We start from the raw sequence: 25,408 nt of genomic DNA, 5'->3' as shown, positions 1-25,408 counted from the left end.
GCAAAGGAAAACCCCCGCGTCTGCGACGCGGGGGCTGAAACTCAGATATAGCCAAGGCTTATTCTTCGTCTGCGGCCTCTTCGGCGGCAACACGAGCTTTGTCGGCCGCGCCTTTGGCGTCGATGTCGCGGTCAACGAATTCGATGATCGCCATCGGTGCCATGTCACCATAGCGGAAGCCTGCTTTTAGGATACGGACATAACCGCCCTGACGCTCGGCGTAACGAGGGCCCAGAACTTCGAACAGCTTGGCGACGTCTTTGTCTTCTTTCAGCTGTGCTGCGGCCTGACGGCGGGCGTGCAGGTCGCCGCGCTTGCCCAGAGTGATCAGTTTTTCAACGATCGGGCGCAGTTCTTTTGCCTTGGGCAGAGTTGTTTTGATTTGCTCATGCTCGATGAGCGAGCCAGCCATGTTTGCAAACAGAGCTTTGCGGTGCTCATGAGTACGGTTCAGGCGGCGGTAACCACGTGCGTGACGCATTTTCTAGTTCCTTCTTTCGCGTTTTGCTTTGTCTGGCCGGCGATGCGTGTCACCGGCTCTCCTTGGGGCGGAAGTGCCCATATGGTCCCCGGCAGCCCGGGCATTTGTGAAGACGCGCTTAGAACGCGTCTTCGAATTTCTTGGCCAGATCTTCGATGTTGTCGGGCGGCCAGTCCTCGACATCCATGCCGAGGTGCAGACCCATGCCGGATAGCACTTCCTTGATCTCGTTCAGCGACTTGCGGCCGAAGTTCGGAGTGCGCAGCATCTCGGCTTCGGTCTTCTGGATCAGATCGCCGATGTAAACGATGTTGTCGTTCTTCAGGCAGTTTGCCGAACGGACCGACAGTTCTAGCTCGTCCACTTTCTTCAGCAGCAGCGGGTTGAACTCCAGACCATCGTCTTCGTCCTGGCGGCCAGCCGATTCCGGCTCGTCGAAATTGACGAAGATTGACAGCTGATCCTGCAGGATGCGTGCGGCAAATGCCAGCGCGTCTTCCGGCGTGATCGAACCGTCGGTGTCGATCTTCAGGGTCAGCTTGTCATAGTCCAGAACCTGACCTTCACGGGTCGGCTGAACGTCATAGGCAACCTTTTTGACCGGCGAATAGATCGCGTCGATCGGGATCAGGCCGATGGGTGCGTCTTCGGGCTTGTTCTTCTCAGCCGAAACGTAACCTTTGCCGGTGTTGACGGTCAGTTCCATGAACAGGTCAGCGCCATCATCCAGGTGGCAGATGACGTGATCGCGGTTCAGAACCTCGATGCCAGCGCTTTCGCTGATGTCGCCAGCGGTGACAACTGCGGGGCCTTTGGCATTGATCGACAGGCGCTTGGGCCCTTCGACTTCCATGCGCAGGGATACGCCTTTGAGGTTCAGGATGATGTCGGTGACGTCTTCACGTACACCGGCAACCGAGCTGAACTCGTGCAAGACGTTGTCGATCTGAACGCTGGTGATGGCCGCGCCTTGCAGCGAGCTCATCAGAACGCGACGCAGCGCGTTGCCCAGGGTCAGACCAAAGCCACGTTCCAGCGGTTCTGCAACCAGGGTTGCCTGACGTGCGGGATCGTTGCCCGGCTTGCCGTCAAGCTGGGTCGGCTTGATCAATTCTGCCCAATTCTTATGGATCATGTAATCCCTCCATTCCTGTCCGCGCCCCATGACCAACAAGGTGCAGACGCCCGAGGTTCAAAATGACGTGCTGGGGCCGTGCAAAAACACAGCCCCAGCCTAATTCAAAATCGCTTAGACGCGACGACGCTTCGGCGGACGGCAGCCGTTGTGAGCGATCGGGGTCACGTCGCGGATCGACGTGATGTTGAAGCCCACTGCAGCCAGCGCACGCAGAGCCGATTCACGACCCGAACCGGGGCCCTGAACTTCGACTTCCAGCGTCTTGACGCCATGTTCCTGCGCCTTTTTGCCTGCATCTTCTGCAGCCATCTGAGCGGCGTAGGGGGTCGATTTCCGCGATCCCTTGAAGCCCATGGTACCGGCAGACGACCACGAGATGGCGTTGCCCTGTACGTCCGAGATCAGGATCTTGGTGTTGTTGAAGGTCGAGTTCACATGGGCAACGCCCGATGCGATGTTCTTACGCTCTTTGCGCTTAACGCGAGTCTTATCACGTGCCATCGGTCAGACCCTCCCTTATTTCTTCTTACCGGCAATGGCCTTTGCGGGGCCTTTGCGGGTACGAGCATTGGTGTGGGTACGCTGACCGCGAACCGGCAGGTTGCGGCGGTGACGCAGACCGCGATAGCAGCCCAGGTCCATCAGGCGCTTGACGTTCATCTGAACTTCACGACGCAGGTCACCTTCGACGGTGAAGTTTGCATCGATGTGCTCGCGGATGGCCAGAACTTCGGCGTCGGACAGTTCATTGACGCGACGGTGCGCTTCGATGCCTACGGCTTCGCAGATCGCTTTGGCCGAGGTGTTTCCGATACCGGTGATATATGTGAGGGCGATTGGTACCCGCTTTGCAGTCGGGATGTTTACGCCGGCAATACGTGCCACGTGTCACTTTCCTTTTTGTTGCGGTTCCGTAACTCCGGAACCTTTTTTCACAACACTTGACCGTGGCAGTGACGCCAGAGGGTCCAGTATTATTCGAGGTGGTCGGGGCAATTGGGACGAATCCCGCATGCGGTCTTGATTCCCTTTAGGGATGGGGGTGCGTAGAGACTTTTAAGAGGATCGTCAAGCCATACAAAGTGAGGTTGGAATTTCATTCCCTCACCACATCGACCCGATGCGACATATCGTGGCAAATCCGGAGGCCTTGATCCGAAAATTTACACTGTATCTCTTCACGCTCTGCACTGAGTTTCCCTCCAAAAAATCTAAAAGCAAGGAATGGAAGAGAAAATAAGATGGCAACCGATATTGTCGATTTGAGCGGTGGAAAGAAACCGAGTATCGGACCAAACATAAAGATAGCCGTAAACACACAAATAGCAGGCAAGGTTCGTTGCCTGAACGTAGTGCTTTCCGCCTTTATAAGCTCTCCATATCTTTCGAATGCTTCTTCAAGATCTTCAGGAACCGGAACAGTCGTCGACTGCATCACCCCAAAACAGCTTCAATCGACGCCGTAACTTCCTTGATATCCGCCAGCCCGTTCACCGGACGCAGATCGCCTTTGGCGTAGTAGTAACCAATCAGCGGAGAGGTCTTTTTATAGTATTCCATCAACCGCGTGCGCAGGCTGTCTTCGTTGTCGTCGGCGCGACGGACAAAGTCATTTTCCTTGCCGCAATTGGTGCATTTGCCATCCGCAGGAATCGGCTTGGTGTTGTCGTTATAGACCTCACCACATCCGCCGCAGGTTGACCGCGCCGTGATCCGGTCCACCAGCGCGTCATCGTCCACACGCATCTCGATCACCGTATGCAGCGACTGGCCCAGCTTGGTCAGCAGAGCCGACAACGCGTCGGCCTGCGCCAGCGTCCGGGGGAAGCCGTCAAAGATGAAACCGGCGCCTTTTTCGGTGGTCAGTTTCTCTTCGATCAAGCCGATCACGATCTCATCGGTGACCAGCTTGCCCGCGTCCATGATCGCAGCAACCTTCTGGCCCATTTCCGTGCCCGAGGTTTTCGCCTCGCGCAGCATGTCTCCGGTGCTGAGTTGCACCATACCGCGGGTTTCAACCAGGTGACGCGCCTGCGTTCCTTTGCCTGCCCCCGGGGGGCCGAGAAGAATGATGTTCATCGACGAGCAGCTCCCTTTCTGCCGCGTTTCTTGCCTTTGCCGCGCAGCTGGGACTTTTCAATCAGCCCTTCGTATTGATGCGCCAGCAGGTGGCTCTGGACTTGTTGGATCGTGTCCATGGTCACAGAGACGATAATCAGAACCGAGGTGCCGCCGAAATAGAACGGGATAGCAAACTGGCCCCGCAGGATTTCAGGCAGCAGACAAACGGCCGCCAGATAGGCCGAACCCAGAACCAGCACGCGGTTGACCACGTATTCCAGATACTCGGCGGTTTTCTTGCCCGGACGGATACCCGGTACAAAACCGTTCTGCTTTTTCAGGTTGTCCGCCACATCGTCCGGCTTGAACGACACGTTGAACGTGTAGAAATAGGCGAAGAACACGATCATCGAAGCGAAGAACAGCAGATAAAGCGGCTGTCCGGGGCCGAAGTTGGCCAGCAGCCACGACATCACCGGGCCATTTGTGGCGCCCGACGAGAAGGTCGAGATCGTTACCGGCAGCAACAGCAGCGAGCTTGCAAAGATCGCAGGGATCACACCCGCCGGGTTCACCTTGACCGGCAGGTGGCTGGAGCCGCCTTCGTAGACTTTCATACCAGCCTGACGGCGCGGGTATTGGATATGGATCTTGCGCAGGGCCCGCTCCATGAACACCACAAAGGTGATCACGGCGATGACCATGATGATCACACCCACGATCACGGCGGGGCTGATCGCACCGCTGCGGCCCGAAGCGAAGAACTGCGCCAGAGCGGCGGGAACCTCGGCAATAATGCCAACGAAGATGATTAGAGAGATACCGTTACCGATGCCGCGCGCGGTGATCTGCTCGCCCAGCCACATCAGGAACATGGTGCCGCCGACCAAAGTGATCATGGTCGACATACGGAAGAACATGCCCGGATCGGTCGCAAGATCGCCCGATTCCAACGAAACCGCCAGACCATAAGCCTGAACGGTGGCCAGAGCCACGGTACCGAAACGGGTGTATTGGTTGATCTTCTTGCGCCCTTGCTCGCCCTCTTTCTTGAGCTGTTCGAGCGCGGGAACCATCGATGTCAGCAGCTGCACGATGATCGAGGCCGAGATATAGGGCATGATGCCGAGGGCAAAGATACCCATCCGCCCCAGCGCCCCGCCGGTGAACATCGAAACCATGCCGCCGATGCCCTGCCCCGCTTGCTCCATGAACTCACGCAGGGCTTGCCCGTCGATACCTGGAACCGGAATGAAGGTGCCCAGACGATAGACGATCAACAAACCCAGCGTGAACAGGATGCGGTTGCGCAGATCGGTGGCTTTGCCCAAAGCAGCCCAGCTTGTGTTGGCTGCCATTTGTTCTGCTGCTGATACCATAAATCGGTCTCTCTTATGAAAACACCGCCCGGAACCGTTTTCCGGCTCGGGCGGCGTCTTGGAAAACTCTGAGGTCTATGTAAGCGGGTCTTGGCCCGCTCACAAGCGCTTACTCTGCCGCAGCAGCTTTTGTGACCGTAAGTGAGCCGCCCGCTTTCTCAACCGCTTCAACAGCAGCTTTCGAAGCACCGGTGACTTCCAGGTTCACTTTGGCGCTGATCTCGCCTTTCGCCAGAACGCGGATACCGTCCAGCTTGCGACGGACCAGACCGGATGCAACCAGCGCGTCCTCGGTGATCGCAGCTTTGGCGTCCAGCTTGCCGGCGTCGACGAATTTCTGGATCAGGCCCAGATTGATAACGGCGAATTCCTTGCGGTTCGGCTTGTTGAAGCCACGCTTGGGCAGGCGCTGGTACAGCGGCATCTGGCCGCCTTCGTAGCCATTGATGGCCACACCCGAACGGGATTTCTGGCCTTTGATACCACGGCCACCCATTTTACCTTTGCCGGAACCGGGGCCACGGCCAACGCGGGTGCGTTTCGGTGCGGCGCCGGGATTGTCGCGCAATTCGTTCAGTTTCATTTCGCTTCTCCTAAGCCGGATGTGACCCCCGAAGCGTGATGGGCCAAACACGGCATTTCTTGATTTTGATTCTTGTGGACGGAAATCCACCGGAGCGCTCTACAGCGTTGCGGCCTCGGTTGCAAGCATTGTTCAATCACATCCCCAATACCAAAAGAGGCGCCGTATAGGCGCCTCTTCAACGGTGAGTGGTTGGGGTGTTACCCACAGTAGGCGTGTTCGCGCGCGATATCCGCGATATCGCAGCGACGAATACCGATATCATCCAGTTCGCGGTTAGTCAGGCGCTGAAGCTCGGTATAGGTGCGGTTATATTCCGTCGCCCGGGCGCGGTTTTCTTTCACGCGCTCAAACAGGTTCGCAATACGGGCGCTCAGATTGAAGCCGCCATGTGTCAGTGTAGCTGTATGTGCCATATCTTTGATCCTTTAGAATGTCGGGGCGCATTCCCCGATGTCACTTGATTTGTTCCTTCATTGGACAGGCGTGAGATAGGCACAGACGATAACGCTAACAACGCGTGTTTCGGTCTAGCCGGTATGCGTTTTGTGAATGGCAATACAGGGTCCACCTGCTACTCTGAATGCACCGAGTGTCCGCTCAGCAGGCAAAGCCGCTGTTTGATTTCGCGGTATACGAGGCTAAGCTGCGGCGACGGATTCGGGTAGTTACACACAAATTCAATCAAGCACAGATGCTCCTCGCGGAAACAAAAACGAGGTTGACAGCAAGCATATGAGAATGGTCGCATAAGCTATAGTCTGATTAGCAGGGAATATAGCCATGAAAATTCCTTTCAGTGCGACCTTATTTATTTGGCTTTGTATGTCATCTACCTCTGCGTGGGCACAAGAAACCACCGAGGGTAGGCAAGTTGGTGAAATGACCATCTCGGAGGCCGACATGCATGCCCCTGCATCAGATGCGTTTTCGCCTTATGCGGGACGTGACTTTCCAACTAGACCTCTTTGGGGCGACACCCACTTGCATACATCGCTCTCACTTGACGCGCGTGCGTTTGGTGTACTTCTTTCGCCTTCAGACGCGTTTCGGTTTGCACGTGGAGAAGAAGTAACTACTTCTCATGGCCTACGGGCGAAGTTGTCTCGCCCGCTCGATTGGCTCGTTGTTTCAGACCATTCAGACGCGATGGGGGCGATGAACGAGATCGTCGCGGGGAACGCAACTTTGATGGGCGACCCAACTTTACGCGATTGGAACGACAGGTTGAACCAAGGAGGCAATGTGGCCCTTGGAGCGACAATGGAGGTTATCGAAACTTTCGCCGGAATTACCGGTGAAGCTTTGCCGGAGGCTATTGCGGACCGTCGTTTTGTACAGTCGGTTTGGGATGACTTTACGGAAACTGCAGATGCCTATGATCAACCGGGATCGTTCACAGCGTTTATCGGCTACGAATGGACGTCGACAGAGGGTGGTAACAACTTGCACCGTAATGTCATCTATAGGGACGACAAAATTCGGGCGCGGCAAATGTTGCCGTTTACGACTGCCGAGACTTTCAATCCTGAAGATCTGTGGGATTGGATGGAAAGATACGAAGAAACGACAGGCGGGCGCGTCCTTGCATTGGCGCACAACGGAAATGTTTCCAATGGTTTGATGTTTCCTGTCGAGACAAACCCCGATACCGGCGAACCGCTCACAGGAGATTACGCGGAAAGACGCGCCAAATGGGAGCCACTGTATGAGATTACTCAGATCAAAGGCGACGGCGAGGCCCACCCGTTCCTGAGCCCAAATGACGAGTTTGCAGATTACGAAACATGGGACGTCGCAAACCTTGGCCCTGTCCCCAAAGAAGACTGGATGTTGCAGTACGAGTATGCTCGCGAGGCTTTAAAAAATGGATTGAAGCTTGAGACGCAGCTTGGGACCAACCCTTACAAGTTCGGTGTCGTGGGATCCACAGACAGTCACACGGCCTTGGCGACAGCCCAGGAAGACAACTTTTTTGGTAAGCACTCAGGCGTGGAACCTGAGCCTGGGCGCTGGCAGCATGTTGTCGGCGAGTTTGAAGCGACCAGAATTCTGGGCTGGCAGATGGCTGCCTCTGGTTATGCGGCGGTTTGGGCCAAGGAAAATACGCGAGCATCTATTTTCGACGCGATGGAACGCAAGGAAGTATATGGTACAACGGGTAGTCGGATCACGGTACGTTTCTTCGGGGGATGGGATTTCGAAGAATACGATGCTCAATCGCGGCTTCCTGCGGAGATTGGGTATGGCAAAGGCGTACCGATGGGGGCAGATCTACCGGAAGCGCCCGGTGATGCCTTTGCGCCGAATTTTCTCGTCGCTGCACTCAAGGATCCGTACTCGGGTAATCTGGATCGTATTCAGATAGTCAAGGGCTGGCTAACAGAAGCCGGTGAGACACAAGAAAAGGTTTTTGATGTCGTCTGGTCCGGCGATCGGGATATCGGTGCCGATGGCAAGCTACCGCCTGTCGGCAATACCGTGGACGTCGAAACCGGCACGTTCACGAATTCAATCGGATCGCCGGAATTGATAACCGTCTGGTCTGATCCCGAGTTTGATCCGGGACAAAAAGCCTTTTACTACGCACGCGTGCTGGAAATTCCCACGCCGCGATGGACGGTTTACGAAGCTATTCGGTTCGGCGACGAACTACCTGAAGAAGTACCTACATCCACACAAGAACGGGCTTATACTTCGCCCATTTGGTACACTCCGGAGGGGTAACACTTCACCGCAAACGCGCTCATGTTTTATAGCTGCGTTGGGCTCGCAGCAGACAAACATAATCGCAAACACGAAAAAAGGCCCCCGAGTTTTCGAGGGCCTTTCAATTCTCAAAAAAAAGACTGCGCTTAGCCGCGCTCTTCGATGATCTCAACCAGATGCGGGATCTTGTTGACCATGCCGCGGACCGAAGGAGTGTCCTCCAGCTCGCGGGTGCGGTTCATCTTGTTCAGGCCCAGGCCGATCAGGGTTGCGCGCTGTTCGGCGGGGCGGCGGATCGGGGAGCCGATCTGCTTGACGACGATGGTTTTTGCCATTGTTCGCTCTCCTTACGCTTCTGCTTCGGCGGCAGCCGGTGCTTCGTCCCGCTTGGGCAGGATGTCGGCGACCTTTTTACCGCGACGTGCGGCAACCGAACGCGGGCTCTGCTCTTTTTGCAGGCCGTTGATGGTGGCGCGGATCATGTTGTACGGGTTCTGCGAGCCCAGCGACTTGGAAACAACGTCCTTAACGCCCAGCATTTCGAACACAGCACGCATCGGACCACCGGCGATGATACCGGTACCTTCAGGCGCGGTACGCATAACCACTTTACCGGCGCCGTGACGGCCTTCGATGTCGTGGTGCAGGGTACGACCTTCGCGCAGTTGCACGCGGATCATCTGACGCTTGGCTTGTTCAGTCGCCTTGCGGATGGCCTCAGGTACTTCTTTGGCTTTACCTTTGCCAAAGCCGACGCGGCCTTTCTGATCGCCGACAACCACCAGAGCGGCGAAGCCAAAGCGCTTACCACCTTTTACGGTTTTCGACACGCGGTTGATTGCGACCAGACGGTCTGCAAATTCCGGTGCTTCTTCACGGTCGCGGCCACGGCCCCGACGGTTTTCACGTTCTGCCATTTGGCATCCCTTTTCTCATGTGGCGCTTCTCGGCGCCGTTTGTTCAATCCAAGTGAGCCCCGACTAGTGCCGAGGCCCCCGGATCATCGGGGCGGATCGAAACCCGCCCGCAAGTCTTAGATCTTCAGACCACCTTCACGCGCAGCGTCGGCCAGAGCCTTCACCTTGCCGTGGAACAGGAAGCCGCCACGATCGAAATAGGCCTCTTCGACGCCCGCCTTTTTGGCACGCTCGGCGATGGCCGCGCCCACTTTGGTGGCCGCTTCGACGTTGTTCTTGCCCACAACGCCCAGATCCTTTTCCAGGGTCGAGGCTGCGGCCAGGGTCACGCCACGTACGTCGTCGATCAGCTGAACAGAGATGTTCTTGTTCGAACGGTGTACTGACAGACGCGGACGACCCGCGTTGACCTTGCGAAGTTTGTTCCGAACGCGCAGGCGGCGCTTCAGAAACAGGGTTCTTTTGCTGTTTGCCATTGTCTGCGTCCTTACTTCTTCTTGCCTTCCTTGCGGAAGATGAACTCGCCCTTATAGCGGATGCCCTTGCCTTTGTACGGCTCGGGACGGCGCCATTCGCGGATTTTGGCCGCGACTTCGCCCACCTGCTGCTGGTCGATACCTTCCACAACGATCTCGGTCTGCTTCGGCGCGGTGATGGTGACACCTTCCGGAGCAGTGAAATCAACATCGTGGCTGTAGCCTAGGTTCAGCTTCAGGGTATTACCCTGCATCTGAGCCCGGTAACCAACACCCTGGATCTCCAGCTCTTTTTTGAAGCCGTTTGTTACGCCTTCAACAAGATTAGCGACCATGGTGCGGCTCATGCCCCACTGCTGTCGCGCACGCTTGGACATGCCACGGGGATCGATCTTGACCACGTTGTCTTCAACCGACAACGTAACGTCGTCGGTGGCGGTGAAGCTACGAGTGCCTTTCGGACCTTTCACTTCGATGGTCTGACCCGACACAGAGGCGGTAACGCCGCTGGGCAGCTCGACCGGTTTTTTACCAATACGAGACATTGCAGACCTCCTTAGAAGACGGTGCAGAGCACTTCGCCGCCAACATTGTTGGAGCGAGCGTTTGCGTCCGACATCACACCTTTCGGAGTGCTGACAATCGACACGCCCAGACCCTGACGGACCTGCGGGATGTCATTGACGCCCATGTAGACGCGACGGCCAGGCTTGGAAACCCGCTTGAGTTCGCGAATAACAGGGGTGCCTTCGTAGTATTTCAGGCTGATTTCGATGGCCGGATGACCGTTTTCACCGGTCGTCGCTTCGTAGCCACGGATGTAACCTTCGTCCGCCAGCACGTCCAGAACCCAGCCGCGCAGCTTGGAAGCCGGGGTGGAAACGGTGGACTTGCCGCGCATTTGCGCGTTGCGGATACGGGTGAGCATATCGCCGATAGGATCATTCATATCTATGTCTCCCTTACCAGCTCGATTTCACCATGCCGGGGATCTGACCAGCAGAACCCAGCTCGCGCAGCGCGATACGGCTGACCTTCAGCTTACGGTAGTAAGCGTGGGGACGACCGGTCAGCTGACAACGGTTGTGCAGACGGGTAGCCGAGCTGTTGCGCGGCAGTTTCGCCAGTTTCAGACGCGCTTTGAAACGCTCTTCCATCGGCTTGCTCTCGTCATTCGCGATTTCTTTCAGCTCGGCACGCTTTGCGGCATATTTGGCCACCAGGCGTTCGCGCTTCTTCTCGCGTTCGATCATTGCTTTCTTAGCCATGTCTCAATCCTCCCGGCGCTTACGCGTTGAACGGCATGTTGAATGCTTTCAACAATGCCTTTGCTTCAGCGTCGGTTTTCGCTGTGGTGGCAATTACGATATCCAGGCCCCAGACCTCGTCGACCTTGTCGAAGTCGATTTCCGGGAACACGATGTGCTCTTTCATGCCCATGGCAAAGTTGCCACGACCATCGAAAGACGGCTTCACACCGCGGAAGTCACGAACGCGAGGCATCGCGATGGTGATCAGACGATCCAGGAATTCGTACATCCGGTCGCCGCGCAGGGTCACTTTCGCACCCAGCGGCATGTCTTCACGGACGCGAAAACCCGCGATCGACTTCTTCGCCTTGGTTGCAACGGCCTTCTGGCCGGCAATCGCAGTCAGATCCTCGACAGCAGCTTTCGCTTTTTTCGAGTCTTTGACGGCCTCAGCACCACAACCGATGTTCAGAACGATTTTTTCCAGCTTGGGCAGCTGCATGTCGTTCTTGTAGCCGAACTCTTCTTTCAGAGCGGCACGGATTGTTTCAGCGTACTGAGCTTTCAGACGCGGGGTATAGTTTGCGGTATCAAGCATCGATCACGTCCCCCGTGGTCTTGGCGAAGCGCACTTTCTTGTCGCCTTCCATGCGGAAGCCAACGCGGGTTGCTTTGCCGTTTTTGTCCAGCAGTGCCAGGTTCGACAGCTCGATCGGGTTTGCCTGAGGCAGGCGACCACCTTGCGAGGTTTGCGACTGACGGGTGTGGCGGATGGCGATGTTGATGCCATCGACAACAGCTTTACCGGCTTTCGGGTCAACCGAGGTGATAGTTCCCTCTTTGCCCTTGTCCTTGCCGGCCAGCACGACGACCTTGTCGCCTTTGCGGAGTTTAGCAGCCATGATTACAGCACCTCCGGAGCCAGCGAGATGATTTTCATGAAGTTCTTGCCGCGCAGTTCACGAACAACGGGGCCAAAGATACGGGTACCTACGGGCTCGTTGTTGTTGTTCAGGATGACGGCGGCGTTGCGATCGAAACGGATCGCGGTGCCGTCTTCGCGACGGACTTCCTTGGCGGTGCGTACGACGACGGCCTTACGGACGTCACCTTTCTTTACGCGGCCGCGCGGGATGGCTTCCTTCACCGAGACGACAATGATGTCGCCGACGGAGGCGTATTTACGCTTGGAACCACCCAGGACCTTGATGCACTGAACTCGGCGTGCGCCGGAGTTGTCAGCGACATCCAGATTGGTCTGCATCTGGATCATGTGGTTTCTCCCGACCTGTGGGGGCTGGTCTCGTTAAATCCCCCAGGGTTTCGACAAATGGAAAAATCCCGGAAGCTTACGCTTCCAGAACTTCCCAACGTTTCGTCTTCGATTTCGGCGCGCATTCGATGATGCGTACGGTGTCGCCGACCTTGAAGGCGTTCTTTTCATCGTGAGCCCTGTATTTCTTGGACTTACGGATGGTTTTCTTCAGAACCGGATGCGTAAAGCGGCGCTCGACGGATACGGTTACGGTCTGTTCGTTGGCGTCGCTGGTCACGGTGCCTTGCAGGATACGCTTGGGCATCTGATTACTCCTCGGATGCCGCAGCAGCGGCCTTTTCGTTCAGAATGGTTTTGACACGGGCAGCGTTGCGGCGGGCCGCTTTGATGCCGGCTGTGTTTTCCAGCTGACCGGTTGCCTGTTGAAAGCGCAGGTTAAAGCTTTCTTTCTTCAGGTTGGCCAGTTCCTCGCGGAGCTGGTCCGGGGTCTTGTCACGCAGTTCTTGGGCGTTCATCGCCTTTTCCTTTGCTCAAAACACCAGAAGGCCCCCTTACAGGGTCACCTTTGACCTGGTGGATGAATGATAGACATACGAATCGCCCGACAACGCCGGGAGATCGCAGGATGCCGCCGTATAAGGGTTTGGGGGGTGGGTGGCAAGGGAAAGTTTCAAACCGTGTTCGGGCAGATGAAACTACCTGTTTCCAAATTACCGCCGCCCTCTGAAACCGGGCAGCAGATGACTACTGCGACCTTTCTGGATCCCGACAAACGCGGCCAAGTGCTCAGGCACCTTTCTCCTGCATTTTCCGAACCATTTTCAGGCGCGCGCGTCGCGGCAGCAGCGGCATGACCCAACCCAGCACAAACGCGAGCGACTTATCGTTGATCACCGTGAGCTTTCCATCGATCATGGCGTCATAGCCGACTTTGGCCACGGCCTCAGCGGTCGCCCCTTTTTGGGCAACAAGCTTCGTTCCCTCAAGATTTGCAGCAGCAGCAAATTCGGTCACGACATAGCCCGGCTCCAGCGCCGTCACAGTGACGCCCTTACCTTTCAGCTCCTCCGCGAGCGCCTGACTGAAACTCGAAACATAGGCCTTGGTGGCAAAATAGGTCGCCTGCAATGGACCCGGCATATGCGCCGCAGTCGAACTGACATTCAGTATCTTTCCGCCACCGCCACTGATCATATCCCTGCCGAACAGATGACACAGAGAGACAAGGGCTTCGACGTTCAGCCGGATCATATCCAGATCGTCCGAAAGGCGGCGATCCAAAAAAGCCCCATGCCCTCCGAATCCAGCATTGTTGATCAGGTAGTCGACCGTCAGGTCTTTGCACTTGACGGCCTCATAAAGTTTTTCCGCGCCTCCAACAGCACCCAGATCAAGCGGAATGGCAGTGACAGTAACATCGTGGGCTGCCTCAAGCTCTGATCTGAGGGCATCTAACGCATCTCCGCGTCGCGCACTGATGATCAGATTGCCGCCTCGCGACGCATGATAACGTGCCAGTTCCCGACCAATTCCGGATGACGCGCCTGTGACGAGAGCTGTTTTGGTCATAGTATCCTCCGACGAAGTAACTGGAGCGCTTTCACCTTGACGCTTTAAGACGCTTCACTCCCATTTATAGTTGAAGCTAACAGAAATCCGCTCGTCCTCGGCCATGTTCATCGGCACTTCGTGGCGCAGCCAGCTTTCCCACAGCAGGATGTCACCTACCTGCGGCTTCATATAGATGAAAGGCTGCAATTCCCGGCGCCCGCCCTTCAGCCGCGTCGGTGCGGCCATCATGCGGCCCGACCGCGGGTCTTCCAGTTTCAACGCACTGGCCCCTTCGGGCATGGACACATAAGTCGTGCCTGAGATGACGCTGTGCGGATGCAGGTGGCTGGCATGCATCCCGCCTTCAGGGAGGATATTGATCCACAGATCCTCAAGCTTCAGTGCGCGGTCGTCCAGATCAAACTCCAAATCCTTGGCAAAAGCAGCGACGTGCTGATTCAGCACTTTGACAAGATCGGCAAATATCGGAAATCGCCAAGGCAAATCGGTCAGCGAAGCATAACTGGTGTAGCCGGGATACGCGTTCGCTTCACACCAGTCCTGCCCGGCCTCATCATCTTCAGCAATAACAAGGCATGAACTTTCCAATTCCTCCGCGTCGATCCTGGGATCGAATTCGGACAAGTTTGCGCGATAGAGACGGGTGACGAAGAGTGATTCAATCTGTGCCATGGGCTGGGCATACCCCAGCCCTCTCGGCAAGACCAGCCGCTTAGGTCTTGATGGGCCCTTTGCCACAGCGTGGTATCGGGCGACCTCCGTCGGCATAGGCGAGGCACAGCACGATCTCATCCGGTTTCGGCGCATCTGGGATGTTCAGCGTCATCGTGTCGAAATGATCGAACGACCACGGATTGTCCTTGTGCCCCAGCGGAAGATCAATCGCGCAACCCGGCGCGCCCAGCTTGGCGTTGGACGGTATCACCGCCTCACCTCCGCCCACCGCAGCGCGCATGGGCGCACCGAGTTTGGGGTGGATCACCGCCCCGCCCTGCTCAAGATCGCCGTTCATGCCGACAATCGCGGCTTTGCCGTACGAAACCGGCGGCCCATCAAGCTGAGAAACTGCCTCAGCGGCGAGTTCCGAACCCAGAATGGCGCCGATCTCGAACAACTCTGAAAGATCGTCCGAGAAGTGCCCGGCCAGAGGGTTCTGCATCACCGCCAGCGCTGCAACCCGACTGATCGGATCACAAGGCTGGCCCAACTGGTCGGTGGTTATGACTTCCTTAATGAGCATCTTTTTGCGCAGCTGAACCATAGGGCCCTCCCATTCCTGCAAGTTAGCCTAGAGGCGGGGTGGCTGGAGGTCGACGTTTTTCAGGACCCACGAAATCACGGGCTGCCGAGCCAAAAGAAAACCCCCGCCGGTTTCCCGACGAGGGTAAATCTTGTGACGAGCGAGGCCATAGCCCCAATCGCTTACCAGTCTTCGCGGACCACAACGCGGGTCTTGATCGGCAGCTTCATCGCGGCCAGGCGCAGGGCCTCGCGGGCGATGTCGTCATTGACGCCATCGATCTCGAACATCACACGACCGGGCTTTACCTTCGCTGCCCAGAAGTCAACGGAGCCTTTACCTTTACCCATACGGACTTCGGTTGGCTTCGAGGTCACGGGGGTATCCGGGAAGATCCGGATCCAGACGCGGCCTTGACGTTTCATGTGACGGGTCATGGCACGACGTGCAGCTTCGATCTGACGCGCGGTGACGCGCTCGGGCTGCAGTGCTTTCAGACCGTAGGTGCCAAAGTTCAGATCGGAACCGCCTTTGGCGAGCCCCTTGATCCGGCCTTTGTGCATCTTGCGGAATTTAGTACGCTTTGGTTGAAGCATATCTTTCCCTCCTTAGCGACGACCGCCACCAGCACCACGAGGTGCAGGGCCGTCCTGGAGTTCCTGTGCTTTACGGTCACGTGCCTGCGGATCGTGCTCCATGATCTCACCTTTGAAGATCCAGACCTTGATCCCGATGATCCCGTAAGGAGTCATCGCTTCGGCATGTGCGTAATCGATGTCGGCACGCAGGGTGTGCAGAGGCACGCGGCCTTCGCGGTACCACTCGGTCCGTGCGATTTCGGCGCCGCCCAGACGACCAGCGACGTTCACCCGGATACCCAGGGCGCCCATGCGCATGGCGTTCTGAACCGAGCGCTTCATGGCGCGACGGAACGAAACACGACGTTCCAGCTGCTGAGCGATGGACTCGGCAACCAGCTGCGCGTCAAGCTCGGGCTTGCGCACTTCGACGATGTTCAGGTGCAGTTCGCTGTCGGTCATACGAGCAAGCTTTTTGCGCAGAACTTCAATGTCTGCACCTTTCTTGCCGATGATGACACCGGGACGTGCAGTGTGGATCGTAACGCGGCACTTCTTGTGCGGACGTTCGATGATCACACGGGCAACACCGGCCTGCTTGCACTCTTTGTTGATGAACTCACGGATCTTGAGGTCTTCCAGCAGAAGATCACCGTAGTCCTTGGTGTCGGCGTACCAGCGGCTGTCCCAGGTGCGGTTGACCTGAAGGCGCATGCCGATCGGATTGACTTTATGTCCCATTAGGCTTGCTCCTCAACTTGACGCACCTTGATGGTGATCTCCGAGAACGGCTTCATGATCTTGCCGAAACGGCCACGTGCACGCGGACGACCGCGCTTCATGACCAGGTTCTTGCCAACCCAGGCTTCGGCGACGATCAGTTCGTCGACATCCAGGTTGTGGTTGTTCTCGGCGTTGGCGATTGCAGACTGCAGGCACTTCTTGACGTCCTGCGCGACACGCTTGTTCGAGAAAGTCAGGTCAGTCAGAGCCTTCTCAACTTTCTTGCCACGGATCATCTGCGCAACCAGGTTCAGTTTCTGCGGGCTAGTACGGAGCATGCGCGTTTTCGCCATTGCTTCGTTTTCAGCCACGCGGCGGGGGTTCTTTTCCTTGCCCATGACTTACTTCCGCTTCGCTTTTTTGTCAGCGGCGTGACCGTAATAGGTACGAGTCGGCGAGTATTCACCGAACTTCTGACCGATCATGTCTTCCGAGACGTTGACGGGGATATGCTTATGGCCGTTGTACACACCAAAGGTCAGACCCACGAACTGGGGCAGAATGGTGGAACGACGCGACCAAATCTTGATGACTTCGTTGCGGCCCGACTCGCGCGCTGCTTCGGCTTTTTTCAGCACGTAAGCATCGACGAAAGGACCCTTCCAAACAGAGCGAGACATAGATTAACGTCCCTTCTTCTTGGCGTGCCGCGAGCGGATGATCAGCTTCTGGGACGCTTTGTTCTTGTTGCGGGTACGCTTACCCTTGGTGTCCTTACCCCACGGAGTAACCGGCGTACGGCCACCCGAGGTACGACCTTCACCACCACCGTGCGGGTGGTCGATCGGGTTCATTGCAACACCACGAACCGACGGACGAACGCCCTTGTGGCGCATACGACCGGCTTTACCGAGGTTTTGGTTGCTGTTGTCGGGGTTGGACACGGCACCAACGGTGGCCATGCATTCCTGACGGACCATGCGCAGCTCGCCCGAGCTCAGACGGATCTGAGCGTAGCCGCCATCGCGACCAACGAACTGAGCGTAAGTACCGGCCGCACGTGCGATCTGACCGCCTTTGCCAGGCTTCATCTCGATGTTGTGGACGATGGTACCAATGGGCATGCCCGAGAACGGCATTGCGTTGCCCGGCTTGATGTCGGCCTTGGCGGATGCCACGACTTTGTCACCAACAGCCAGACGCTGCGGAGCCAGGATATATGCCTGCTCGCCGTCTTCGTATTTTACCAGTGCGATGAATGCGGTCCGGTTCGGGTCATATTCGATCCGCTCGACGGTTGCCGCGACATCAAATTTGTTCCGTTTGAAGTCAACGATCCGGTAGAGACGCTTTGCGCCACCGCCGCGGCGGCGTGAAGTGATCCGTCCGGTGTTGTTCCGGCCGCCCGATTTGGTCAAACCCTCAGTGAGAGACTTGACCGGACGTCCTTTCCAAAGCTCCGAACGGTCGATCAGCACCAGCCCGCGCTGGCCCGGCGTCGTCGGCTTGTACGACTTGAGTGCCATGCTTTCTGTCTTCCGTTTAGCAAGTGCGAGGGATTTCCCCGCTATGTGATAGGCCCCCGTAGGTGCCAAGGGTATAGGGCCCCGAAGGTCCCCGGTTACAAATATCAGAGGCCCCGGAACGAATCCGAGGCCGCAAGATTGGGAGCGTGTAGCAGTGTTGGGGATGGGTGTCTATAGGGTGCGGCCCAAGATTCTTATGGAGACCAAAGAAAAAGTCACCGCAACATTTGCCCCAGGTTTCAATTTCGCAAGTCGCGCGATCAGTGGGTATTACTTATTCGGCCGGAAGAACTCAGGTAACTTGCCACTCACTGATACAATGCGCGAACCTCGGCGAAGGACAACAGGCGGCGGTGTTTTTCGTCCCACAGGTGCAACCGCGCGTTGGCAATGCTCTCACGAATGGTCATCCTGTTGCTGTTTGCCAACTCGTCGTGATCGCGCAGCACTTCGGTCAGGCGGTAGAACGGAATGCGGCTGTACAGATGGTGCACGTGGTGGATGCCGATATTGGCACTGAACCACTGTAGCACCGGCGGCAGAATATAATGCGAGCTTCCGTGCAGGGCCGCCTCGTGCAACTGCCAATCCTTGTCCGATTCCCAATGCGTTTCTTCGAATTGGTGCTGAACATAAAACAGCCATACTCCTGCAGTTGCCGCAATCAGGGTTGAGGGCAGAAAAATCAATAGGACCGGCATCAAGCCGCCATAGTAGTAGACAGCAAAAAGGGCGGTCAGAATAGCTATATTGGTACCCATCGCGCTGACCCAGAACCGAGCGCTACCAGTTAAACCCAAGGGCAGACGGTTTTGGAGCAGGAACAAATAGCCGGGACCAAGTACGAACAGTGTGACCGGATTGCGGTAAACGCGATACCAGAACCGGTTCATGGGAGACTTGGATTGGTACTCAGCCACTGTCAGCGTGTGGATATCCCCCATTCCCCGCTTGTCCAAGTTACCCGAACTGTTGTGATGGTAAGAATGAGTGCGGCGCCAGACATCATAGGGTGTAAGGGTCAGCACCCCGATCACCCGTCCAACCCAGTCGCTGACTGTCCGGTTCTTGAAGAACGCCCCGTGCCCGCAATCGTGTTGGATCGCAAACAGGCGCAGCAGGAAGGCCGCATTCAGGACCGCAATGGCAAATGCCAGCCAGTAGCTGATGGATAATGCCATCCAGGACAGCGCCCAAAGCACAAAGAATGGGATAATGCTGACACCCAGCTCAAAGGAACTGCGCCATTGATTAGGTTCGCGGTATTTGGCAAGCGTCGAAACCCAATCCCGCGCGGCAGTTCTATCCGGGTTTTCCCGGGTCGAGAGAGAGGTTTCGGTCATGCGCCTGCCATGTCTTTTGCTTGTTGGAAGCCGGATAGACTACCCGCGCGACATAGCAAGCGAATTGTGCAAAATATGAGAGTTTAGTGCTCAAATTTTTGTGTCGCCGCGTAAGAACAACCCCCATGAGCACGCCACTTACCTCTCCCCAAAGACGCGTCCAATCACGGACCGCCGGATATATCGATGTGTGGTCTCTCTTCCAGGGTTGCACGTGCTTCTGACGCGTTTCTGATGAGTCAACGCAACTCTTACCCCAACGACCGCCTTCTGCAGAGCGGCTCAGACTCTACCGCGATACGTTGCTTGAGTTTGATATGACCCAAAACCTCGCGAAATGCGCGGTGCTTGGGTTTCCCTTCCAGATAATCCGCCAGTTTGAGCAGGTTGATAGGGTGCTTCGTAATTAACGCCTCGATCCGCTGCACCGCTTCGTCCAGCACGTAGTGATCCACGTACTGGCAGGCCACCTGTGTGGGCGTCAGGAGACAGTAATCCTGCGGACGTTTCTCAGTATAGCGCGTGATGTCGAAGGGCGACGCACCGAGAGCGTGGAACTTGGGGATGTGCACACGCATCTCGGCCTCGACGTGTTCCAACACCGTACCCGAGGTCTGGCGAAACCCCAGCGGACCAAGCTTATCGACCACATGATTGCGCATCGCCGGAGAGATCATGTCCACATCCGCCCGGTCGTATTTCAGATCGTCGAAAACCGACAAAAGCCCCAGCTTTTCATCGGCGATCTGAAAATAGGGCTCGGCGCTGAAAGCCCGCATCTTCTCCAACACCTGCGCACGGGCAGTTTCAGGGTCTGAAACGAAATCGGCCCCGGCGGGTTGAACCGCCGGGGCCGTGAATAGTCGCAGTAAGCGTCGGATCAAAGACCGGTGCTCACATCGATTGTGTTACCCTCTTCCAGGGTCACATATGCTTTTTTGACGTCTTTCCGACGGCCCAGCTGGCCGCGGAACCGCTTGACCTTGCCTTTGGTCACAGTAGTGTTCACCGCTTTGACCTTTACACCAAACAGAGCCTCAACGGCCTCTTTGATTTGCGGCTTGTTGCTGTCGATCGCCACTTCAAAGACAACCGCGCCGTTTTCGGACGCCATCGTCGACTTTTCAGTGATGATCGGCTTGCGGATCACGTCGTAGTGTTCTGCCTTCGCGCTCATTTCAGACGAGCCTCCAGTGCTTCGACAGCCGCTTTGGTGAGCACCAGGGTGTCACGCTTGAGGATGTCATAGACGTTTGCGCCCATCGACGGCAGGATATCCAGGCCTTCGATGTTCTTGGACGCTTTCAGGAACCCTTCGTTCACGGTCGCGCCGTCGATGACCAGAGCACGTTTCCAGCCCAGGTTTGCAACCTGTTTGGCCAGAGCGGCGGTCTTGCCTTCGGCTTCGGCGTTTTCGATCACAACCAGTTCACCGGCCTTGGCTTTTGCCGACAGAGCGTGGCGCAGGCCAAGCTTGCGGAACTTCTTGGGCAGGTCGTGGCCGTGCGAACGCACGACGGGGCCTTTGTAGATGCCACCACCACGGAAGATCGGCGCGTTACGGTCACCATGGCGTGCGCCACCGGTGCCCTTCTGGCGATAGATCTTCTTGGTCGAGTAGCTGGTTTCCGAGCGGGTCTTGACCTTGTGGGTGCCAGCTTGCGCGTTGTTGCGCTGCCAACGGACCACACGGTGCAGGATGTCCGCGCGCGGCTCGAGACCGAACAGGTCTGCATCCAGCTCGATGTTGCCGGCCTTGCCGCCGTCCAGTTTGATTACATCAAGTTTCATGCTTCACCACCTTCCGCGGGAGCTTCTTCCGCAGGTGCTTCGGTTGCAGCCGATTTCACAGCAGCCGGGAAAGGCAGGCCTTCCGGTGCTTTCTTCTTGACGGCGTCCTTGACAGTGACCCAGCCCGATTTCGGTCCGGGAACGGCGCCTTTGATGAAGACCAGACCACGGTCGGCGTCGGTTTTGACAACCTCCAGGTTCTGAGTGGTAACACGGGCAGCACCCATGTGACCGGCCATCTTCTTGCCTTTGAACACCTTGCCCGGATCCTGACACTGACCGGTCGAACCGTGCGAACGGTGGCTGATCGAAACACCGTGCGAGGCGCGCAGACCACCGAAGTTCCAACGCTTCATCGCACCGGCAAAGCCTTTACCGATCGAAGTACCCGAAACGTCAACTTTCTGACCTTCCAGGAAGTGTTCTGCCGAAATCTCGGCGCCCACATCAATCAGGCCATCTTCGGAGACGCGGAACTCGGCCAGCTTACGCTTGGGCTCGACCTTTGCAGCGGCGTAGTGACCGCGCATGGCCTTCGAGGTGCGTTTTGCCTTGGCGGCACCGGCACCCAGCTGAACGGCAGTGTAGCCGTCTTTGTCAGCGGTGCGCTGTGCAACGACCTGCAGGTTGTCCAGGTGGAGAACGGTCACAGGGATCTGCTTGCCGTCTTCCATGAACAGGCGGGTCATGCCAACTTTTTTTGCGATAATACCAGAGCGCATAATCTATACCCTCCGATCTTACGACTGCAGCTTGATCTCGACGTCCACACCAGCAGCGAGGTCGAGCTTCATCAGCGCGTCAACGGTCTGGGGGGTCGGATCAACGATGTCCAAGAGACGCTTGTGCGTACGGATCTCGAACTGGTCGCGGGATTTCTTGTCAACGTGAGGGCCACGGAGAACCGTGAACTTCTCGATCTTGTTCGGCAGCGGGATCGGGCCGCGCACGTTCGCGCCGGTCCGCTTGGCAGTGTTGACGATCTCTTGCGTGCTGGCATCCAGAACGCGATAGTCAAATGCCTTCAGCCGAATACGGATGTTTTGGCTTTGCATATTAACAGCCTTTTTTAGGCGTTGAGGTTGAGAGGAGGACAGACGCGCATCGCCAACCCTCTTCGAACCCAAAAGGCGGGAATCATCCCGCCTTGATGTTCTTGATGAGAACTCGCGCGTATTAGTGGGGTTGGTGGGATTTGGCAAGGGGGAAATCAGATATCGTCAGTCTGACAGAATAGAGTTCAACGAGACGGATCAACGAAGTCTCGATTTGCTAGCTGAGCGAAAGAGACTCACCCACATACGCTCTGCCTATGCGTCGCCCTCGTCATCAAGGTTAGAGCAATGATAGTATTTTGCTTGTTCAACAATTGCATCCATAAACTCAACTACGTTGTTGCGTTCAAAATAAGTCATCCGAAATTCAGGCGGAAGTAATGTCAATGAACCCTTCGCACTATGCTTAGTCCATCGATTCAAGAGCTTAACCTGAGGCAGTATGTTCCATAATTTGGCTTCAATTTTTGCAGCTGATTGAATTTCAATTCCTGTGTCAGTGTATGGCCAATACGAGTTTGGATAATTGCGTATTACCCAACTTCTGAAGTTAAGTATTTGAGTTTCGTGCTGATAATAGTTTTTGTTAAGAGGCACCACGGCGATGTGCAGATATCCGTTGTCAGTTTCCCTAACGCTAATTTCATACGCATCACTGAAATCAAGTGTGCGAAGGTTAACGTATCGATCATACTTGGTTAGGTAGTCGTTGCTTTTGGTTGGCACAATCACTCTCGAAAACGAAACACTACATCCTTCAATGAGAATGTTTGAGTAACCCATGCTTTTTAAGGCGCTATATACCTGCGCATCACTGGATGGCGCGGACACCAAAACGTTCGGGGCTAAAGTTCCAATCCAAAATACTAAACTTGAAAAAATTGACATCGCAAAGCGCGGCTTTTTGGACATGTCCAAATCATCTTCTCTCAAAGGATTGGTCGGTTAAAAAAGAGACTGCCAGATTGTGGTTTCAATAGTGACTGTGTTCAATCTCTAAAAGTAATAAAGGCCGCCCCTTTTGGAGCGGCCTACTTAGGCTCACCGATGTGCCGGGCTGAACCCCGACCTACCGTGATTACTCGATGACTTTCGACACAACACCGGCGCCGACAGTGCGACCGCCTTCGCGGATCGCGAAGCGCAGACCGTCTTCCATCGCGATCGGCGCGATCAGCTCAACGGTGAAGCCAAAGCTGTCGCCGGATAAAACCAATTCGGTGACGTCTCAGTTCCCAAAACCCACAGGCTAGTTCCTAACAAGCCATGGGGCTTCAACCTTCATGCCTTGATAGACCGCGTGCATGAAAAGGTGTGCAATCACAGGGTCATTTGAAAATGGCGAGAATTGCAGATTTCCCTCTCTGACATCGCCTTCCGCTTCATAGACCACCTCGTCGCCTTTAATCGTTACACGCACTTCAAGCTCCGCCAGTGTTTCCGGATCGACGGCAGTAGGATCGTCCGACAAAATCACAAAGTCCGCGACTTTTCCAACTTCGATAGACCCCTTCTCGTCTTCTTCAAAATGCTGCCAGGCGGGCCAGATTGTCATGGCTTTCAAGGCGGTCATAACGTCGACTCTTTGATGGGGACCCAAAATGTCACCAGACCGTGTGCGGCGGGTTACCGTCGCGGCGAGAACACGCATGCTGTTCGGAAAGGCGACCGGCGCATCGTGATGCGTGCCGAACTTCATGCCACGCTCGTGCAGCCATCCTGTAGGCGAAATATTTTCTGCGTTTATCGGCCCGACCGTATGATCCCGGTGCCAATCGCCCCAATAAAACGTATGCATCGGGAATAACGACGGAAACACACCAAGGCGCTTAAAACTGGCAACCTGATCCTCTCTTAGAAACTGACCGTGCACCAGAACGGGCCGGTTGTCAGGGTCGCCATACTTGATCTGCGCCTCTTCGAGCGCAGCAATCAGCATGTCAGATGCTCCTTCGCCGTTGGAATGCACAAGGATCTGGAAATCATTCTCGTAACACCAGTTCACAGCGTCCTGGAGTTGTTCCATGGTTATGGCGGCATAACCTGCGTACCCCGCGGCATAGTTTCCAACCGGATCATAGTAGGGTCGATCCCGCAAAGCCGTGAAGCCCTGCGGCGAACCGTCAATTGTCAGCTTGCAGCCCCCTACCCGAACCCGGTTGTCATAATCCGCCGAGGTGTTTGCTCCGATATACTCCCTCGACTCAAGAACATCCGGGAAGGCTACTACATCGATTGGAAGAGCTTCTTTGGCGGCAACTTTCTTAAGAACTTCGACGATTTCACCTGAAGATCGACCTTCTTGTCCAGTCGTATATCCAAACTTTGCCCAAAGCTCGGTTCCAGCTCGGGCAAATTCAGCAAGACCTTCTTCACCCAAATTCCCCAACATCGGCACGAGAACAGAAAAGAACGCGTATTCTTCCAGAACTCCATTTGGCTCACCGGCTTCATCGCGTTGGATCACCCCGCCCGGAGGTGCGTCAGACGCCGCTGTGATACCTGCCAACTCCAGCGCTTTCGAGTTTGCCACGCCTAGGTGCCCGGACTGATGAATAATGACAACGGGCAAGTCCTCAGACACCATGTCCAACTCCTGTCGTGTCGGGTGGCGGAGTTCCTTCAACTGAGCATTGTCGTAGCCAAAGCCAATGATCATTTGGACCTGTTCAACGGCCTGCGCATTCTCTTCGGCCCAGTCAGTCAGTGTGGATTGCAGACTGGCGATATCAATGACATCTCCGTCCGGTGGCGCAAGAAGGTTAGCTGACAGTGCCTGCAAACCGCCCATGACGACATGTCCGTGGCTATCAACGAAACCCGGAAGCATCGCGCGCCCTTCCAGATCATAGGTTTCAGTTTCTTCACCCTGATGCGCCGACAAGTCAGGCAGCGGACCAACCGCAAGAATGCGCCCGTCTTTGACTGCGACAGCTTCGGCGGACGGAGCCGTATCGTTCATCGTTACAATTGGTCCGCCCAAATAGATCCGATCCGCAATCTGTTGTGAGGACGCAGAGGTAGATGAGAAAGCAACCGCTGCGACAAGACAAACTGAACGCGCCCAAAAGTGCATCTTATGACCTCTTTCTAATTGCAATGTCTCAATACGAAAGAAGTTAGCATTACTGTTGGCTTAGGCAAAAACGAAAAAGGGCGCCCCGAGGGACGCCCTTTCTTTGTATATTCGCTTACGCGAATTACTCGATGATTTTCGAGACGACGCCGGCGCCGACGGTGCGGCCGCCTTCGCGGATCGCAAAGCGCAGGCCGTCTTCCATCGCGATGGGCGCGATCAGCTCGACGGTGA

37 protein-coding genes and 1 pseudogene are annotated in these 25,408 nt (G+C 56.0%); 1 reads left to right on the top strand and 37 read right to left on the bottom strand.

What is annotated here, in order from left to right; translation table 11 throughout:
• Positions 1 to 58 precede the first annotated feature (58 nt).
• From rplQ to ACR0KC_RS21580, 8 genes are all read right to left on the bottom strand, one after another.
• Positions 59 to 481 carry a 50S ribosomal protein L17 gene (gene rplQ / locus ACR0KC_RS21615; RefSeq protein ID WP_170392888.1) on the bottom strand — a complete coding sequence of 141 codons (423 nt, stop codon included), beginning with the start codon at positions 479 to 481 and terminating at the stop codon, positions 59 to 61.
• A 118-nt stretch (positions 482 to 599) separates the two neighbouring features.
• Entirely contained in the window at positions 600 to 1,616 is a 1,017-nt protein-coding gene (locus tag ACR0KC_RS21610) for a DNA-directed RNA polymerase subunit alpha (RefSeq protein ID WP_010437127.1), read from the bottom strand.
• A gap of 114 nt (positions 1,617 to 1,730) precedes the next feature.
• Positions 1,731 to 2,120 (bottom strand): 30S ribosomal protein S11, encoded by a 390-nt coding sequence (rpsK, locus tag ACR0KC_RS21605; RefSeq protein WP_008757289.1) that lies wholly within the window; start codon positions 2,118 to 2,120, stop codon positions 1,731 to 1,733.
• Between the two features lie 15 nt (positions 2,121 to 2,135).
• Positions 2,136 to 2,504 carry a 30S ribosomal protein S13 gene (gene rpsM / locus ACR0KC_RS21600; RefSeq protein WP_008757392.1) on the bottom strand — a complete coding sequence of 123 codons (369 nt, stop codon included), beginning with the start codon at positions 2,502 to 2,504 and terminating at the stop codon, positions 2,136 to 2,138.
• A gap of 549 nt (positions 2,505 to 3,053) precedes the next feature.
• On the bottom strand, positions 3,054 to 3,698 hold the full coding sequence (locus ACR0KC_RS21595; protein WP_170424551.1) for an adenylate kinase: 645 nt from the start codon (positions 3,696 to 3,698) through the stop codon (positions 3,054 to 3,056).
• Positions 3,695 to 5,059: a preprotein translocase subunit SecY gene (gene secY, locus ACR0KC_RS21590; protein ID WP_170392890.1), complete on the bottom strand. Its 1,365-nt coding sequence runs from the start codon at positions 5,057 to 5,059 to the stop codon at positions 3,695 to 3,697. Before secY ends, ACR0KC_RS21595 begins: the two co-directional genes overlap by 4 nt.
• 109 nt (positions 5,060 to 5,168) lie before the next feature.
• Entirely contained in the window at positions 5,169 to 5,642 is a 474-nt protein-coding gene (gene rplO, locus ACR0KC_RS21585) for a 50S ribosomal protein L15 (protein ID WP_039538304.1), read from the bottom strand.
• A gap of 200 nt (positions 5,643 to 5,842) precedes the next feature.
• Positions 5,843 to 6,058: a DUF1127 domain-containing protein gene (locus ACR0KC_RS21580; RefSeq protein ID WP_170609974.1), complete on the bottom strand. Its 216-nt coding sequence runs from the start codon at positions 6,056 to 6,058 to the stop codon at positions 5,843 to 5,845.
• A 487-nt stretch (positions 6,059 to 6,545) separates the two neighbouring features.
• Here ACR0KC_RS21580 and ACR0KC_RS21575 point away from each other — a divergent pair, with 487 nt between their 5' ends.
• The gene (locus ACR0KC_RS21575) at positions 6,546 to 8,369 is read left to right on the top strand and encodes a DUF3604 domain-containing protein (protein ID WP_480707647.1); all 1,824 of its coding nucleotides are present in this window, start codon (positions 6,546 to 6,548) and stop codon (positions 8,367 to 8,369) included.
• Positions 8,370 to 8,497: 128 nt separating this feature from the next.
• On the opposite strand, the gene rpmD is transcribed toward ACR0KC_RS21575, so the two are convergent.
• From rpmD to ACR0KC_RS21430, 29 genes and pseudogenes are all read right to left on the bottom strand, one after another.
• Positions 8,498 to 8,686 carry a 50S ribosomal protein L30 gene (rpmD, locus tag ACR0KC_RS21570; protein WP_039538297.1) on the bottom strand — a complete coding sequence of 63 codons (189 nt, stop codon included), beginning with the start codon at positions 8,684 to 8,686 and terminating at the stop codon, positions 8,498 to 8,500.
• A 12-nt stretch (positions 8,687 to 8,698) separates the two neighbouring features.
• A complete protein-coding gene (gene rpsE, locus ACR0KC_RS21565; protein ID WP_155148691.1) occupies positions 8,699 to 9,268 on the bottom strand; it encodes a 30S ribosomal protein S5 in 570 nt (189 codons plus the stop codon).
• A 116-nt stretch (positions 9,269 to 9,384) separates the two neighbouring features.
• Complete coding sequence (gene rplR / locus ACR0KC_RS21560; RefSeq protein ID WP_170392895.1) at positions 9,385 to 9,744, bottom strand: 50S ribosomal protein L18; 360 nt, start codon at positions 9,742 to 9,744, stop codon at positions 9,385 to 9,387.
• A gap of 11 nt (positions 9,745 to 9,755) precedes the next feature.
• The gene (gene rplF / locus ACR0KC_RS21555; protein ID WP_170392896.1) at positions 9,756 to 10,289 is read right to left on the bottom strand and encodes a 50S ribosomal protein L6; all 534 of its coding nucleotides are present in this window, start codon (positions 10,287 to 10,289) and stop codon (positions 9,756 to 9,758) included.
• A gap of 11 nt (positions 10,290 to 10,300) precedes the next feature.
• A complete protein-coding gene (rpsH, locus tag ACR0KC_RS21550; protein ID WP_010437099.1) occupies positions 10,301 to 10,693 on the bottom strand; it encodes a 30S ribosomal protein S8 in 393 nt (130 codons plus the stop codon).
• 13 nt (positions 10,694 to 10,706) lie between these two features.
• Complete coding sequence (rpsN, locus tag ACR0KC_RS21545) at positions 10,707 to 11,012, bottom strand: 30S ribosomal protein S14 (RefSeq protein WP_010437098.1); 306 nt, start codon at positions 11,010 to 11,012, stop codon at positions 10,707 to 10,709.
• Positions 11,013 to 11,031: 19 nt separating this feature from the next.
• Entirely contained in the window at positions 11,032 to 11,592 is a 561-nt protein-coding gene (rplE, locus tag ACR0KC_RS21540) for a 50S ribosomal protein L5 (RefSeq protein WP_010437097.1), read from the bottom strand.
• Positions 11,585 to 11,896, bottom strand: a complete 312-nt coding sequence (gene rplX / locus ACR0KC_RS21535) for a 50S ribosomal protein L24 (RefSeq protein WP_010437096.1) — start codon at positions 11,894 to 11,896, stop codon at positions 11,585 to 11,587. The genes rplE and rplX overlap by 8 nt, the downstream gene beginning before the upstream one ends.
• A gap of 2 nt (positions 11,897 to 11,898) precedes the next feature.
• Positions 11,899 to 12,267 carry a 50S ribosomal protein L14 gene (gene rplN / locus ACR0KC_RS21530; protein ID WP_008757934.1) on the bottom strand — a complete coding sequence of 123 codons (369 nt, stop codon included), beginning with the start codon at positions 12,265 to 12,267 and terminating at the stop codon, positions 11,899 to 11,901.
• Between the two features lie 76 nt (positions 12,268 to 12,343).
• A complete protein-coding gene (gene rpsQ, locus ACR0KC_RS21525; protein ID WP_068340771.1) occupies positions 12,344 to 12,574 on the bottom strand; it encodes a 30S ribosomal protein S17 in 231 nt (76 codons plus the stop codon).
• 4 nt (positions 12,575 to 12,578) lie between these two features.
• Positions 12,579 to 12,785 (bottom strand): 50S ribosomal protein L29, encoded by a 207-nt coding sequence (gene rpmC / locus ACR0KC_RS21520; protein WP_010437082.1) that lies wholly within the window; start codon positions 12,783 to 12,785, stop codon positions 12,579 to 12,581.
• Positions 12,786 to 13,056: 271 nt separating this feature from the next.
• Entirely contained in the window at positions 13,057 to 13,839 is a 783-nt protein-coding gene (locus ACR0KC_RS21515) for an SDR family NAD(P)-dependent oxidoreductase (protein WP_480772261.1), read from the bottom strand.
• Positions 13,840 to 13,893: 54 nt separating this feature from the next.
• Entirely contained in the window at positions 13,894 to 14,514 is a 621-nt protein-coding gene (locus ACR0KC_RS21510; protein WP_480707649.1) for a 2OG-Fe(II) oxygenase family protein, read from the bottom strand.
• A 40-nt stretch (positions 14,515 to 14,554) separates the two neighbouring features.
• A complete protein-coding gene (locus ACR0KC_RS21505; RefSeq protein WP_170424539.1) occupies positions 14,555 to 15,103 on the bottom strand; it encodes an amino acid synthesis family protein in 549 nt (182 codons plus the stop codon).
• A 161-nt stretch (positions 15,104 to 15,264) separates the two neighbouring features.
• A complete protein-coding gene (gene rplP, locus ACR0KC_RS21500; protein WP_039538270.1) occupies positions 15,265 to 15,678 on the bottom strand; it encodes a 50S ribosomal protein L16 in 414 nt (137 codons plus the stop codon).
• Between the two features lie 12 nt (positions 15,679 to 15,690).
• Entirely contained in the window at positions 15,691 to 16,401 is a 711-nt protein-coding gene (gene rpsC / locus ACR0KC_RS21495) for a 30S ribosomal protein S3 (protein ID WP_008758042.1), read from the bottom strand.
• Complete coding sequence (rplV, locus tag ACR0KC_RS21490; RefSeq protein ID WP_039538267.1) at positions 16,401 to 16,781, bottom strand: 50S ribosomal protein L22; 381 nt, start codon at positions 16,779 to 16,781, stop codon at positions 16,401 to 16,403. Before rplV ends, rpsC begins: the two co-directional genes overlap by 1 nt.
• 3 nt (positions 16,782 to 16,784) lie before the next feature.
• Complete coding sequence (rpsS, locus tag ACR0KC_RS21485; RefSeq protein ID WP_010437056.1) at positions 16,785 to 17,063, bottom strand: 30S ribosomal protein S19; 279 nt, start codon at positions 17,061 to 17,063, stop codon at positions 16,785 to 16,787.
• A gap of 3 nt (positions 17,064 to 17,066) precedes the next feature.
• The gene (gene rplB, locus ACR0KC_RS21480) at positions 17,067 to 17,909 is read right to left on the bottom strand and encodes a 50S ribosomal protein L2 (protein ID WP_008757664.1); all 843 of its coding nucleotides are present in this window, start codon (positions 17,907 to 17,909) and stop codon (positions 17,067 to 17,069) included.
• Positions 17,910 to 18,217: 308 nt separating this feature from the next.
• Positions 18,218 to 19,252 carry a fatty acid desaturase gene (locus tag ACR0KC_RS21475; protein ID WP_480593240.1) on the bottom strand — a complete coding sequence of 345 codons (1,035 nt, stop codon included), beginning with the start codon at positions 19,250 to 19,252 and terminating at the stop codon, positions 18,218 to 18,220.
• A 251-nt stretch (positions 19,253 to 19,503) separates the two neighbouring features.
• Positions 19,504 to 20,136, bottom strand: a complete 633-nt coding sequence (locus ACR0KC_RS21470; protein ID WP_170515965.1) for a hypothetical protein — start codon at positions 20,134 to 20,136, stop codon at positions 19,504 to 19,506.
• A complete protein-coding gene (locus tag ACR0KC_RS21465; RefSeq protein WP_008757532.1) occupies positions 20,133 to 20,429 on the bottom strand; it encodes a 50S ribosomal protein L23 in 297 nt (98 codons plus the stop codon). The genes ACR0KC_RS21470 and ACR0KC_RS21465 overlap by 4 nt, the downstream gene beginning before the upstream one ends.
• Positions 20,426 to 21,043, bottom strand: coding sequence for a 50S ribosomal protein L4 (rplD, locus tag ACR0KC_RS21460; RefSeq protein ID WP_010437039.1), 618 nt, complete (start codon positions 21,041 to 21,043; stop codon positions 20,426 to 20,428). The genes ACR0KC_RS21465 and rplD overlap by 4 nt, the downstream gene beginning before the upstream one ends.
• The gene (rplC, locus tag ACR0KC_RS21455) at positions 21,040 to 21,765 is read right to left on the bottom strand and encodes a 50S ribosomal protein L3 (protein WP_170515968.1); all 726 of its coding nucleotides are present in this window, start codon (positions 21,763 to 21,765) and stop codon (positions 21,040 to 21,042) included. The genes rplD and rplC overlap by 4 nt, the downstream gene beginning before the upstream one ends.
• Positions 21,766 to 21,783: 18 nt before the next feature.
• Positions 21,784 to 22,098, bottom strand: coding sequence for a 30S ribosomal protein S10 (gene rpsJ, locus ACR0KC_RS21450; protein ID WP_008756422.1), 315 nt, complete (start codon positions 22,096 to 22,098; stop codon positions 21,784 to 21,786).
• Between the two features lie 255 nt (positions 22,099 to 22,353).
• Complete coding sequence (locus tag ACR0KC_RS21445) at positions 22,354 to 23,010, bottom strand: hypothetical protein (RefSeq protein ID WP_480707651.1); 657 nt, start codon at positions 23,008 to 23,010, stop codon at positions 22,354 to 22,356.
• Positions 23,011 to 23,176: 166 nt separating this feature from the next.
• Positions 23,177 to 23,320, bottom strand: a pseudogene (locus tag ACR0KC_RS21440) (EF-Tu C-terminal domain-related protein); the annotation flags it as partial.
• Between the two features lie 27 nt (positions 23,321 to 23,347).
• Positions 23,348 to 25,060 carry an amidohydrolase gene (locus tag ACR0KC_RS21435; protein ID WP_480707652.1) on the bottom strand — a complete coding sequence of 571 codons (1,713 nt, stop codon included), beginning with the start codon at positions 25,058 to 25,060 and terminating at the stop codon, positions 23,348 to 23,350.
• Positions 25,061 to 25,298: 238 nt separating this feature from the next.
• Positions 25,299 to 25,408, bottom strand: a 110-nt coding sequence (locus ACR0KC_RS21430; RefSeq protein WP_480567056.1) for an EF-Tu C-terminal domain-related protein, incomplete at its 5' end; no start/stop codon positions are given.

The organism is Ruegeria sp. CF3 (assembly GCF_056537365.1).
Note: the sequence above shows the minus strand (reverse complement) of the source record. Positions and strands in the feature narration are given on the sequence as shown.